Origin of the sequence: Niallia sp. RD1, from assembly GCF_024219955.1 — a bacterium.
Classification (GTDB): Bacteria; Bacillota; Bacilli; order Bacillales; family Cytobacillaceae; genus Niallia; species Niallia alba.
Window position 1 is genome coordinate 3,956,656 of the sequence record NZ_CP100420.1, and the last position, 14,444, is coordinate 3,971,099.

Annotated in this window: 8 protein-coding genes and 1 riboswitch; of the genes, 3 read left to right on the forward strand and 5 right to left on the reverse strand. The window is 35.9% G+C overall.

The window, feature by feature from the left end:
* Positions 1-375: 375 nt before the first annotated feature.
* The 5 genes from metH to NKG37_RS18920 form a co-directional block, all read right to left on the reverse strand.
* Positions 376-3,834 (reverse strand): methionine synthase, encoded by a 3,459-nt coding sequence (gene metH / locus NKG37_RS18900; RefSeq protein WP_254415108.1) that lies wholly within the window; start codon positions 3,832-3,834, stop codon positions 376-378.
* Complete coding sequence (locus NKG37_RS18905) at positions 3,812-5,689, reverse strand: bifunctional homocysteine S-methyltransferase/methylenetetrahydrofolate reductase (protein ID WP_254415109.1); 1,878 nt, start codon at positions 5,687-5,689, stop codon at positions 3,812-3,814. The genes metH and NKG37_RS18905 overlap by 23 nt, the downstream gene beginning before the upstream one ends.
* Before the next feature lie 12 nt (positions 5,690-5,701).
* Positions 5,702-6,871 (reverse strand): cystathionine beta-lyase, encoded by a 1,170-nt coding sequence (gene metC, locus NKG37_RS18910; RefSeq protein ID WP_016203764.1) that lies wholly within the window; start codon positions 6,869-6,871, stop codon positions 5,702-5,704.
* On the reverse strand, positions 6,868-7,989 hold the full coding sequence (locus NKG37_RS18915; protein ID WP_016203765.1) for a methionine biosynthesis PLP-dependent protein: 1,122 nt from the start codon (positions 7,987-7,989) through the stop codon (positions 6,868-6,870). Before NKG37_RS18915 ends, metC begins: the two co-directional genes overlap by 4 nt.
* Before the next feature lie 132 nt (positions 7,990-8,121).
* A riboswitch (SAM riboswitch) is annotated at positions 8,122-8,237 on the reverse strand.
* A 115-nt stretch (positions 8,238-8,352) separates the two neighbouring features.
* Entirely contained in the window at positions 8,353-8,535 is a 183-nt protein-coding gene (locus NKG37_RS18920; protein ID WP_040343659.1) for an H-type small acid-soluble spore protein, read from the reverse strand.
* Positions 8,536-9,231: 696 nt separating this feature from the next.
* Between NKG37_RS18920 and NKG37_RS18925 the strand changes: the two genes are divergently transcribed.
* From NKG37_RS18925 to NKG37_RS18935, 3 genes are all read left to right on the forward strand, one after another.
* Positions 9,232-9,915 carry a response regulator transcription factor gene (locus NKG37_RS18925; RefSeq protein WP_169188568.1) on the forward strand — a complete coding sequence of 228 codons (684 nt, stop codon included), beginning with the start codon at positions 9,232-9,234 and terminating at the stop codon, positions 9,913-9,915.
* Complete coding sequence (locus NKG37_RS18930) at positions 9,912-11,303, forward strand: HAMP domain-containing sensor histidine kinase (protein ID WP_169188569.1); 1,392 nt, start codon at positions 9,912-9,914, stop codon at positions 11,301-11,303. Before NKG37_RS18925 ends, NKG37_RS18930 begins: the two co-directional genes overlap by 4 nt.
* Positions 11,304-11,605: 302 nt before the next feature.
* Positions 11,606-14,428 carry a 2-oxoglutarate dehydrogenase E1 component gene (locus tag NKG37_RS18935; protein WP_169188570.1) on the forward strand — a complete coding sequence of 941 codons (2,823 nt, stop codon included), beginning with the start codon at positions 11,606-11,608 and terminating at the stop codon, positions 14,426-14,428.
* The last annotated feature ends 16 nt before the right edge of the window (positions 14,429-14,444 follow it).

Genomic DNA, 14,444 nt, shown 5'->3' on the forward strand with positions numbered 1-14,444 from the left:
ACATTTGAAAGTAGAAGCAAGAAAACTGGCGTTCATCAAAGGAATGAAAACCACATTTGAAAGTAGAAGCAAGAAAACTGGCGTTCATCAAAGGAATGAAAACCACATTTGAAAGTAGGAGCAAGAAAACTGGTGTTCATCAAGGGGATGAAAGCCACATTTGAAAGTAGAAGCAAGAAAACTGGCGTTCATCAAAGGAATGAAAACCGCATTTGAAAGTAGAAGCAAGAAAACTGGCGTTCATCAAGGGAATGAAAGCAATATTTAAAAGTCAAAAACATTGAATTTACTTCCCAACCTAATTAAATAAACAATCCAGCTGAATAAAAGCAGCTGGATTGCATTTTAACTATAATAATATGGAACTAAATTTTATTAACTAAGAGAACTAGATAACACATTAAAATAACGTGCATCCGGATGGGCAAATACCATTGCAGAAACAGAGGCTTCTGGTTCCATCATACACTCTTCTGACAAAATTATTCCAATATCTTCAGGTGAAAGTAACCCAAACAGTTTTTTCTGATCTTCTAATTCAGGACAAGCAGGGTACCCAAATGAAAATCTTTGTCCTTGATATTTTGCTGCAAAGCGTTCCTTCATAGTAAAGTTTGTTGGATCAGGGAATCCCCATCTATCTCTAATCTGACGATGAATAAATTCTGCAAGGCCCTCCGCTGTTTCTAATGCAAGTGATTGCAGGGCGTGTGATTCGAGAAATCTTCCATCACGCTTTAATTGTTCTGCTGCTTGTCGGATTCCAGTACCTGCTGTAACTGCAAAAAAAGCAACATAATCCATAACACCACTATCTATAGGTTTTAAATAGTCTGCTAGACAAAGATATGGTTCTCTTTCTTGTCTTGGAAAATCAAAAGTTTCTAGTCGTTTAGAAACATCGTCTGGATCATATATATATATTTTATTGCCATCTGATTGAGCAGGGTAGAAGCGATAAACCGCTTTTGGCAGTATCCAGTTATTTTGTTCTGCTTCTAATAAAAGTTGTTCAATCATATCGTTTAATTGGACCGCTTTTTCATCTTTCTGCTTTAATAAAACGTCAATTTTACCTTTTAACCCCAAATGGTGACCTAATAGCATTTGCTTATTAATATATGGTTTGATATGCCCAATTGTATAATTCGTTACTATATGCTTCTTTGTATCCTGAGGTACAAAGACAGGGGCTTTTGGATCAATTGTTTTTCTTTTAATCCCTGTGATAACGGGTTTTACATAATCTTTTGTCGGCATTGCTAAAAGAGTTTGCTTCTTTTTTTCATGCTCTTGTTTAAGCAAAGAGAATTCTTCTTGATTGGTTAGCTGATTAGCAAGGGATAAACCATTCATGGCATCTTTTGCGTATAATACCAGTCCGTCATATTCTCGTGAGATTTTTGTATCAGTAAATTTTCTCGATAATGCTGCTCCACCAACTAAGATAGGGACGTCGATACCAGCTTGTTTCATATCTGCTGCTGTTAACACCATCTGTTGTGCAGATTTAACAAGGAGGCCTGATAAACCGACAATGTTTGGCTGTTCCTTTTTGATAGCGGAAACTAACTCTGCTGGCGGAACCTTAATTCCTAGATCAATCACTTCATAACCGTTGTTTGAGAGAATGATGTCGACGAGATTTTTGCCAATATCATGAACATCTCCTTTAACGGTTGCTAAGATAACTTTTCCCTTTGTGGATGAAGAAACATTTTTATCCATGTAGCCTTCTAAAAAGGAAACGGCGGTTTTCATTACTTCTGCGCTTTGCAAAACTTCTGCTACGATTAATTGATTATCATTAAATAAACGGCCAACTTCCTTCATTCCATTCATTAACGGACCATTAATAATATCTAGTGGCGCACTGTAAGTGGTGAGCGCGATTGCTAAATCATCAAGTAATCCTTCTTTTGTTCCTTCAACGACATAATAGGCTAATCGTTCATCTAAGGTTAAATTTTCAAGAGAATTTATTTTTTCTTTCTTCTTACCCCGGTAGAAATCCGTAAAAACAGCTAACGTTTCATCTGTTGTTTCAAATAATAGCTTTTCAGCTAATTCAATTTCTTCTTTACTAATAGACGCAAATCTTTCCAGCTTTTCTGTATTAACGATGGCATAGTCTAATCCAGCTTGTGTACAGTGGTAAAGAAAGACACTGTTTAATATTTCACGACCGACAGGAGGGAGACCAAAAGAGACATTACTTATTCCAAGAATGGTCTGAACATCTGGACAAGCTTCCTTAATTTGTTTAATACCTTCCACTGTTGCTAAAGCAGATCCAATGTATTGCTCGTCTCCAGTACCTACAGGGAACACAAGCGGATCAAAAATAATATCTTGACCACTAATCTTATATTTCTTCGTTAATAAATCATAGGATCGTTTTGCGATTTGCAGCTTCTTTTCTGCGGTAACTCCCATACCATCTTCATCAATCGTTCCTACAACAACCGAGGCTCCATATTTGTGGATGAGAGGGGCAATTGCTTGCAACCTTTCTTCGCCATCCTCTAGGTTAATGCTGTTGATGATTGCTTTCCCTTGCGAATAGGAGAGAGCTTTTTCGATTACTTTTTCATCAGTAGAGTCAATGACGAGTGGAACCTTTACTTTTTTCACAACTTCTTTCATAAAATGTTCCATGTCCTGTAGCTCATCTCTGTCAGGATCAGCTAAACATATATCGATAACATGGGCTCCGCCTTTTACTTGGGCTCTTGCAATTTCAGATGCTTCTTCGTATTTTCCTTCTTGTATTAATCGTTTAAATTTCCGAGAACCAATGACATTCGTACGTTCGCCAACCATAATTGGTCTTAATGTAGGATCATCATATATAAAAGGCTCAATTCCTGAAACCATATGATAGGTGGTTTCAGCGACTGTTCGAGGGGCAATTTCCTTCATTTTCTCTGCAATTGCTTGAATATGCTCAGGGGTAGTTCCACAGCAACCACCGACGATATTTAGCCAGCCCTCTTCAGCAAAACCGCTTAATTTATTTGCAAGAGAGGAAGCCGTCTCATGATAATGACCTTCTTCATCTGGTAAGCCAGCGTTTGGATAGCAGCTAACAGCAAACTTAGAGAGGCCTGACAGGGAACGAATATGATCTTGCATAAACTCGGGACCAGTTGCACAGTTTAAACCGATTGCGATAGGATTCATATGTTCAACAGAAATATAAAAGGCTTCAATCGACTGGCCCGCAAGTGTAGTACCCATCGGTTCAATGGTCCCAGAAATCATCAATGGAAGTTCTTTACCTGTCTTTGCAAACGCCTGTTTAATTCCGAGGAAACCCGCCTTTACATTTAACATATCCTGACTAGTTTCGAGAAGAAGGAGATCTACACCTCCATCGATTAATCCTATTGCTTGCTCTTCATAAGAAGCAATAAGCTCTTCGAATGTGGCTCCACCAGTGACACTTAATGTTTTCGTTGTCGGACCCATTGCTCCAGCAATGAATCTTGGCCATTCAGGAGTAGAATATTTTCTGACCGCGTCTTTGGCGAGTTTTGCTGCCGTAACATTAAGTTTGTAAGCAAGATGCCCTAGATGGTATTCATCTAGGACAATCTTCGTAGCACCGAATGTATTTGTTTCAATAATATCTGCACCGGCTTTAAGATAGGCTTCATGGATTTTCGTAATAATATCTGGTTTTGTTAGATTAAGATTTTCATTACAACCTTCTAATTCTTCTCCTCCAAAATCGTCTGCTGTTAAATCTTCTCGTTGGAGCATTGTACCCATTGCGCCGTCCATTATTAGGATTTTTTGTTTAAGTTTTTCAGCTAATGAAGTTTGTGGCATTAGTTGTCCTCCTAGTTGCTGCAGTTCGTATTTTCGTATAGCGCGCCAATTCTACTGAAAGCTCATATCGCAAAAATGGTGTTATTAAGTAGATACCATTGAAGTAGGTGGCTGCAGTATCGATTAGCGCCTTTGTAATTTTCAAACCTTCTTGTGTTGCTTGTTCTGGGTTATCTTTTAAATTTGCCATTGTTTGACGAATCGAATCGTCTATCTTTATTCCAGGTACTTCGTTATGGAGAAATTCTGCATTATTGCTGCTTGTTAAAGGCATTAAACCAATATAAATAGGCTTGTCGATATGCTTAGTAGCTTCATATAATTCGATTATTTTTTCTTCTGAATAAATAGGCTGAGTGATAATGTAATCAGCACCACATTCTATTTTTTTCTCTAGTCTTTTAACTGCTTTATCTACTTGCCGAACATTTGGATTAAAGGCTGCAGAGACAGAAAAAGCTGTTTTTTGACCTAGATTTTTTCCAGAAAAGGAGAGTCCTTCATTTAATTGCTTAATCATCGAGATTAAATCAAAAGAAGTCATGTCATAAACAGAAGATGCACCAGGGAAATCTCCAACTCGAGCTGGATCTCCTGTTATTGCTAATACATCTTGGAGTCCCAGTGTGTGCAACCCCATTAAATGAGATTGTAATCCAATCATGTTGCGATCACGACAGGCAATATGAATGAGGGGACGAAGACCGATATTTTGTTTTACTAATGTACCAATAGCTGTATTGGATATACGAGCAGACGCTAAGCTATTGTCTGCAAGTGTAATAGCATCAATGCCTTCTTCTTTTAGTTTTTTTGCGCCTTCAAAGAAGCGTGTTGTGTCTAATTTTCTTGGTGGATCTAATTCTACGATAACAGAAGCTCTTTCTTTAGCAATCTCCTCCAAAGGTGTATATTCCCGAAGGGGAGGAGAGTTAAGAAGAATAGATTCAACTCGTAGTGCATTAGCATTAGATGGAATTGCTTTTTCAGTAATAGGGACAGCATCTTTTAATGCTTCCGCAAAATTTTTAATATGTTCTGGCGTTGTCCCACAGCAACCTCCTAAAAGGCGAACACCTTGCTTTCTAAATTCTTCAGCAGATTTTCGGAAATATTCTGCATTATCTTTATATTCGAATTTTCCGTCAATATAAGTTGGCAAACTAGCATTTGGATAGGCCGATAAATAGGCATGCTTTGGTAATGGTATCTGTTCGAGTGATGCAATCATATGATGGGGACCTAATCTGCAATTTAGGCCAATCACATCTGCTCCCAAATTTTCTAGTCTATCAAACGCAGAAGAAAGGGAGGATTGATTTTGTAAAATGCCTATTTCATGAATCGAAACTTGGGCAATGACTGGAAGATCTGTTTCTTTTTTAGTAATTTGTAGAACCGTTTCTAATTCTTCCAAATCATAAAATGTTTCTAGTAGAATCCCATCGACCCCTTCTAGTAACAAACAGTAAAGCTGTTCACGAAAACTTCTCTTTAGTTCTTCCAAACTAATAGCTTGTGGCTTCATCCCTCTGTTCCCGCCGATTGTTCCTAAAATATTGACCTTATTAGTTGTTGCTGCTTGTTTGGCAATTTTAACGGCAGCACTGTTTATTTCCTTTACGTTATCTTCAAGCCCATATCTTTGTAGTTTTAAATAGTTGGCAGCATATGTATTTGTTTGAATAATATCTGCCCCTGCATGGATATATGCTTGATGAATATGTTGAATTTGTTCATGATGCGAAAGATTTAATGCTTCAAAGCATGTGTCCTTTCCATAGGAGTAGAGGAGGGTACCCATCGCACCGTCGGCTATTAAAATTTCATTTTTTAGTCTATCAAGAAAACTCATCATAATCCTCCATTAAATATAATGTAGCGCTGCCGTCTTTTTTAGGGCTGTATCAAAGTCATTGATTAAATCTTGTGGATTTTCCAATCCAACTGATAGGCGAAGAAGGGAGTCAGTAATCCCTCTTTCTGCTCTTGCAGCAGGGTCCATTGCAGCATGGGACATTTTAGCAGGATACGAAAGGATTGACTCTACAGCACCAAGACTAACTGCAAATACAGGAAGTTTTACATTTTCAACAAATGTGCGCATTGCCTCTTCTGAATGCAATTCAAAGGAAAAAACAGCCCCTGCATTTAACGCTTGTTTTCTTTGAATCGCATATTGAGGATGGTCTTCAAAACCTGGGTAATGAACTTTCTTAATGCATGGATGGTTCTGTAAATGTTCTGCAATGATTTTTGCGCCATCACATGAATGCTTCATGCGTACGTGCAATGTCTTTATTCCTCTTAACAATAACCAACAATCCTGTACGCCAAGAACCGCACCAAAAGAATTTTGTAAATAGCCAATTTGTTTGGCAAGGTCTGCATCTTTAACTACCGCAACTCCAGCAATAACATCACTATGGCCTGATAAGAATTTAGTAGCACTATGTAGGACTACATCTGCACCGAGTGTTAATGGTTTTTGTAAGGCGGGTGTTAAAAAAGTATTGTCTACAAAGGTCCAGGCATTGTATTTTTTGGCGAGTAAGCTTATTGCTTCAATATCGGTTACTTTTAATAATGGGTTAGAAGGGGTTTCAACATAAAATACTTTTGTATTAGGCAAAACAGCCGCTTCTACTTCTGCTAAGTTGGTCATATCTACAAATGTATGGTCAATACCAAAGCGATTTAATACCGTTGTGACCATACGGTACGTTCCTCCATAAACGTCTTCCGAAATAACGACATGGTCTCCTTGTGATAATAATAGGAAAGCAGTAGAGATAGCAGCCATTCCAGAAGAAAAGGCAAAGCCGTGTGTGCCTTCTTCGAGTTCTGCAACGACTTCTTCCACAGCTTCTCTCGTCGGATTTAAGCTTCTGCTATAATCGTATTTTCCAAACGTTTCTATATCCTTTTGATGGAAGGTAGAAGCGTGCTGAATTGGCACGCTAACTGCTCCAGTTTCCGGATCAAATTTATGCTTATTGTGTAGTAATTTTGTTTCAAATGTATATGGTGTGCTCATATTGTTACCTCCTTAGCGATTCCCTTTGCAATGGAAAATGCTTTATCTAAATCTTTAATTAAATCATTTGCATTTTCAATGCCGACAGAAAAACGTAATAAACGGTTATCAACGCCAGTCTCTAATCGAACTTCTAATGGAATGTCGGCATGGGTTTGGGTAGCAGGGTATGTGATAAAACTCTCTACACCACCCAAGCTTTCAGCAAAGGAGATTAACGTTAAATTTTGTAAAAATGGATTTACCCATGATTCATGTTGAATTCTAAAGGAAATCATACCACCGCGACCAGGATAGAGAACATCAACAACAGCATCATGTTCTTTAAGGAAGGAACATAAAATTTTAGCATTTTCCTCATGTTTTTCCATTCTTAATGCTAATGTTTTCATGCCTCTCATTAATAACCAAGAATCGAAGGGACTTAAAACAGCTCCCGCAGAATTATGATGTAAAGCAAGTTCATTACATAATGCTTCTCCTTTAGCAACGATAAGACCGGCAAGAACATCATTATGTCCACCTAAATATTTTGTCGCACTGTGGATAACAATATCAGCCCCTAAGCGAATAGGCTGTTGAATGATTGGAGTATAGAAAGTATTATCTACAATAAGTAGAATACCGTGTTCTTTAGCGATGGAAGCCACTTCTGAAATATCCGTTTGTTCCATTAATGGATTAGTAGGAGTTTCAAGGAAGATTGCTTTTGTATTAGGGGAAATTGCCGCACGTAAAGTATCTGTATCTGAGGTAGTAACGTACGTACATCGAAGACCCCATTTTTTATATCCTTGTTCTAACAAACGATAGGTACCACCATATAAATCCTTTGAAATAATCCATTCATCACCGCTTTGGAAAAGCGAAAGAATTGTTTGGATAGCAGCCATTCCGGAGCTACATGCAAAGCCGCGATCTCCATCTTCTAAATCGGCAATTGCCTTTTCTAAAATTTCTCGAGTGGGATTTCCAGTACGAGTGTAATCATAGCCAGTTGATTCCCCAATTCCAGCATGACGATAAGCAGTTGAGAAATAAACAGGTGGGTTTACTGCTCCAGTTGTTTTTTCACTTCGATTTCCAATTTGTGCTAATTTTGTCTCTAAACTATACATTCTATAACTCTCCTATTCTCATAATGTGAATTTATTTATGTAATCCATACAAATCAAGAAGAGAAGAAAAATGACATGAAAAAAGTCTTCTTCGTTAATAAGAAGAAGACTTTGATTATTTAATGGTCATTCTTCTTATCTTTCAAGCCTTTATGCTTGATGGAATTAGCACCTTTTCAGTATGTAATAGAATACTGAAGGTTGCTGAGGTTTCTTCGGGCCATTCCCTCTACCTCTCTTGATAAGAATTACTTATGTAATTGAATATTAATTTACTATATATTTTACCAGTTGGCAACAATTATTTTGTTATTTCTGAAAAGATTCTATATTCTTCTTATTATAAATAAAAAGAATATACACTTAGATTTCTTCAATAAGTTGATAGACATCGACTTCCAACTCATAATCTGGCTTTGCTTTTGTGTAAATTCTTGCTTTTTTTGTTTTTTCATCTACATTCTGGATAATTATCTTTTCACCTTGATAACTAACATCCACAATATCCGCAGCATTCATAATTTCAATTGCTCTTCCAATATTCAATGTAAGTCCTCCTAAACTAACTAATCCCCATTTTAATCCATTCATTTTAAGTAAATACTCATTCTACTCGATTTTGAATAATAATGAAAAGCAACAATTTAAACAAACCTATCTTAAAAATAATATATTTTTCTTAAACCGAGCTTTTCCATATTAGTCTATAGAGCGAAAGGAGTTCTATCTCTATAATGGGTATATTTCTTAAATTTTATGCCCAATTTTTTCTTCTCATTAAATTTTAATGTTACTTTCATGCTTTTTTAGAATAGGAGGTATACTATTTGTTTTATTCACTTAACCATATTGGAAAACTAATTAAACTTGTTATCTTAACAGGAAAAATAATTGCTTAAAATAGGCTAAGAATTGGGTATTATTAAAAAATATAGTTAATACCACAGCCAAAGTTCAAAATAAAGGAGAGATGAAATATGCATTTTCTTCGCATCGCAATGATTGTATTTAGTTCTATAACTGCTGCATCCTTATTCGGATTTCAATTTGTAGAAATGGCACATGCCATTATGGATTCAATGTTTTCAAAAGAGTAGGAACAAATTTTGTATATCAAGCTTCTAACATGATAAAATAACAATATCTTTAGGCAAGTTAAAGCAGTTTTGTTGAAATTTTTTAAAATTAAATTTCAACATACCGCTTATAACGCTGCCTATGTTTAATAGAGAGCGTGGTATAATGAAAAAAATTTTGATTATTGAAGATGAAAAAAATCTATCGAGATTTATTGAATTAGAATTAACGTATGAAGGATATAAAACAGAAGTTTGTTCAGATGGTAGAAGTGGTTTACAAAAAGCATTAGAGGAAGATTGGGACATCATTTTACTAGATTTAATGCTGCCTGAATTAAATGGAATGGAAGTATGCAGAAGGCTCCGCCAAACAAAAAATACCCCTATATTAATGATAACTGCACGTGATAGTGTTCTAGACAGAGTATCTGGTCTAGATAGTGGAGCTGACGATTATTTAGTTAAGCCTTTTGCAATCGAAGAGCTGCTTGCTAGATTACGTGCTTTATTTCGCCGAATAGATCCACAAATAAATTCTTCCAATCAAACAATGACGAAGCTGACTTATAAGGATATAACACTTGAAGTAGAATCCCATATTGCCAAGAAAGGTGAAGAGATTCTATCTTTAACGAAAAGAGAGTATGATTTACTTTATATGTTTATGACGAATATTAATATTGTCTTATCGAGAGATATCTTATTAGAAAAAATTTGGGGCTATGAATCTGAAGTGGAAACAAATGTGATTGATGTGTATGTCAGGTATCTAAGAAATAAACTTGATCCAACTGGACAAGAAGTATATATCGAAACGGTCAGAGGAATAGGATATGTGATGAGATGAAATTTATAAAAAAAATATCTCTTTTACCTTGGAAGTGGAAGTTAACACTCGGATTATCCTTTTGCATTTTTTTAACTTATTCTATTTTTTCATTTTTTGAATTTCATACGGTTTCTTCTTGGTTATTAAATCAGGAAGAAACCGATGTAAAACAAGCAATGGAGCAGGTAGTCCAGCAATTGAGTGTACAAGATAAAGATTTCACGGATGAAGAGCTTACTGATAATGTTTCTTTATTAGAAAAATTAAATAATAATAATCAGCTTATCCGTGTATTAGATGAGGATGGACATGCCATTCTTTCCGATATGAATGGAGATTTCCCTATTATAGAGCCTAATCAAATGTATAATGATGAGCAATTTCATTATATTTCAATCGGTGACCAGAACTCTTTAGTTTACAGTAAAGAAGTACGAGCTCCAACATTTAACGGAAGAGTCGAGATTATTAGGTCGCTTGAATCTTTGGATAAAGTTCGAGAACATTTACAATTTGCAATGACGATGTTTGCAGTGGCTGCTTTGATAATAAGTGCATTGATTGGTTATTTTATTTCCTATTTATTATTAAAACCTATGAATTCTATGACGAAAACGATGAAAAAAATTAAAAGTAGTGGTTTTAAGGAAAGGATGCCAGTCTATCCGCAAAAAGACGAAATCTCTGATTTAACGATTATTTTTAATGAGATGATGGATGTAATTGAACAATCTTTTCAGCAGCAAAAACAATTTATTGAAGACGCTTCCCATGAGCTGAGAACTCCGGTTTCAGTCCTAGAAGGACATCTATCCATGTTAAATAGATGGGGAAAAAACAACCAAGATATTCTAAATGAGTCATTACAAGCATCTACTGAGGAAGTTGCTAGATTGAAAAAGCTAATTATAAGTTTATTAGATTTATCAAAATTAGAACAAAATAGAGTAGATCCTGACTTAACTCCTGAAAGGGTAAAATGGATTTTGGAACATACTATTCATGATTTTATGATGCTGCATCAGGATTTCAACTTTGAGATGAAGTTAGATTCTTTGCATCTTTATAAAGTGTCTGAACAACATTTACAACAAATTACCACCATTTTACTTGATAATGCAGTTAAATATTCTTTACATGAAAAAAATATTTTTCTTCATACACATGAAACAGACCATCATTTTGTCCTAGAAATAAGTGACCACGGAATCGGAATTCCAAAAGAAGACATCGATAAAGTATTCGATCGTTTTTATCGCGTAGACAAAGCAAGGAGTAGAGAGCAAGGTGGAACAGGTCTTGGCTTAGCAATTGCGAAGAAAATTGTCGGATTATACAAAGGAACGATCGAGATTAATAGTAAGGCTGGACAAGGGACAAAAGTAATTGTTCGTTTTAACCTATAGAAGGAAAAAAGGAAGGTCCACTCTTGAGAAAAACAAGGAGTGAACTTCCTTTTTCCTTTGTCATGTAATGATATTCATTGCATAAGATTAACTAGTAAGATTGTTTTTTTTCTGAAGATAGGGGCGATAAAAAATATTTTTAATTTTTTTACCATAAATATGTGTAAAACTTTTGAAGACGTAATTAAACCATGATAGAATAGAAATGTAAACGTTTTAATAAGTTTTTTCACTATAAGGTGTATTGTGCAATAACAAAGGGAAGATAAAAATGATATTAAATGTGGTGGAGGGAAATTTTCATGGAGAAGCCATCTGACGGTACAGTCTCATACCAACCAAGGTTCTATGGGCCGAACTTAGGGCTTGTAATGGAGCTTTATGAGCAATATGTTCAAGATCCAAATTCAGTTGATGAAGAAATGAAAAAGCATTTTGATCAATGGGGACCGCCTATTGATAATCAAGAACAAACTAGCACGAATCATTTATCTATACAATCCGAAGTTCAAGTTGAAAAAATTATTGCAGCAGTTACATTAGTGAATAAGATAAGAGCTTATGGGCATTTAGCGGCTGATATCTATCCTTTAAACGATCATAACAGGGAATATGAGTTATTCGAGCTGTCTCGTTTTAACTTAACAAAAGAAGATTTAGAAAAAATACCAGCACCGTTAATTTGTCCAGATGCTCCTAAGCATATAACAAATGGCTTTGAAGCAATCCAGTATTTAAAGGAGATTTATACGAAGACAATCGCATTTGAATATTATCATGTAAATGATATTAAAGAAAAAAATTGGCTACAAGCAAAAGTCGAATCAGGAAGCTTAAAACCAGCTTGCCATAAAGAATTAAAGAAAAAACTCTTAAAAAGAGTGATAGAAGTAGAAGAATTTGAAAGTTTTTTACATAGAACGTATGTAGGGCAAAAGAGATTCTCGATTGAAGGTCTCGATACAATGGTACCGATGATAGATGAAATTATTTCGGAAACGGTCTTAAAAGGTGCCCAAAATATTAATATTGGAATGGCACATAGAGGGAGATTAAATGTTTTAGCACATGTTTTAGAAAAGCCATATGAAATGATATTTGCTGAATTTCAGCACGCTCCTAATAAGCAGTTAGTTCCTTCTGAAGGGTCAATTGGTATTAGCTTTGGATGGACAGGAGACGTGAAGTATCATTTAGGTCTCGATAGACAGCTTAAATCCAATAATGTATCAAATGTACGCTTAACGCTTGCAAATAACCCAAGTCATCTTGAATTCGTTGGTGCAGTAGTAGAAGGCTTTACTCGTGCTTCTCAAGATGATCGAACGAAACCTGGATTTCCAGAAGAGGATTCAAATAAGTCTCTTGCAATTTTGATACATGGGGATGCTGCTTTTCCAGGGCAAGGTATCGTATCCGAGACATTAAACTTAACTGGATTAAAAGGGTATCGAACTGGTGGAACCATTCATATTATTGCTAATAACACAATTGGATTTACAACGGAATCTAGTGATTCTAGATCTACTAGATATGCAAGTGATTTAGCAAAAGGATTTGAAATTCCAATTATTCATGTCAATGCAGATGATCCGGAAGCTTGTATTAAAGCTGCAAAACTAGCATGTGAATACAGAGCAACTTTTAAAAAGGACTTTTTAATCGATTTAATTGGATATAGAAGGTATGGACATAACGAAATGGATGAGCCGATGACGACCAATCCATTAATGTACAAGTTGATCCACAATCACCCAACTATTACAAAGTTATATGGGGATAAACTAGTAACGGAAAATGTAGTAAAAGAAGACGAAGTAAAGGCAATAAAAGAAGAAGTTACTCAGAAGCTGAAAGAAGCACATGATAGAGTACCAAAGAAAAATGAAGATCCAATTATAACAAATCCACCTAATTCTGTGGAAAGACAATTGCCAAAAATAAATACAGCAGTACCAATTGAACAATTGAAACAAATTAACGAAGAGTTGCTTTCCTATCCACCTCAATTTCAAATTTTTGATAAATTAGGAAAAGTTTTAAAGAGAAGAAATGACGCTTTAGAGGGAGAGGGGAAAATTGACTGGTCATTAGCCGAGACACTAGCTTATGCTACTATCTTAGTGGATGGTACTCCAATTCGCCTTTCAGGTCAGGATTCAGAGCGTGGGACGTTTGCCCATCGCAATATTATCCTACATGACTATGTGACAGGAAATCAGTATTCTCCATTGCACACGTTATCTACAGCAAAAGCATCATTCGCTGTTCATAACAGTCCATTGTCAGAAGGTTCAGTATTAGGATTTGAGTACGGTTACAATGTGCATGCACCAGAAACGCTTGTGTTATGGGAAGCGCAATTTGGCGATTTTGCTAACGCTGCACAAGTCATGTTTGACCAATTTATTGCAGCTGGGCGAGCAAAATGGGGTCAAAAATCTGGGCTAGTTATGCTCCTTCCACATGGTTACGAAGGTCAGGGGCCAGAGCATTCAAGTGCAAGATTAGAGCGATTCTTAATTTTAGCAGCTGAAAATAACTGGACTGTCGCAAATTTATCATCATCTGCTCAATACTTTCATATTTTAAGAAGACAGGCAGCGATTCTTAATAAAGAAGAAGTACGACCATTAGTGATTATGACACCAAAGAGCTTGCTGCGTAATGCCGATGTTGCATCCAACGGTTTAGAATTCAGCGAAGGTGCTTTCCATTCTATTTTGGAAGTTGATAAAGCGGAGCAAAAACAAGAGAAAGTGACACGTTTAGTTCTTTCAACAGGTAAAATATCGATTGATTTATATCAAGCATACCATAAGCTTGAAAATACTGAGGCAATCCATCTTGCAAGAGTAGAAGAAATTTATCCGTTCCCAGAAGAAAGGCTTATGGAAATTGTTAAACGCTATCCAAATTTAAAAGAAATAGTTTGGGTTCAAGAAGAACCAAAAAATATGGGTGCGTGGAGTTTTATTGAACCTAGAATTAGAAAACTTATTTCAAGTTCTATTTCCTTGCAGTATGTTGGCAGAAGAAGAAGGTCTAGTCCTGCTGAAGGGGATCCAATAGTTCATCGAAAAGATCAAGCAAGAATCGTAAATGAAGCATTGACAATGGAATGAATTGAGGGGGAAGTTT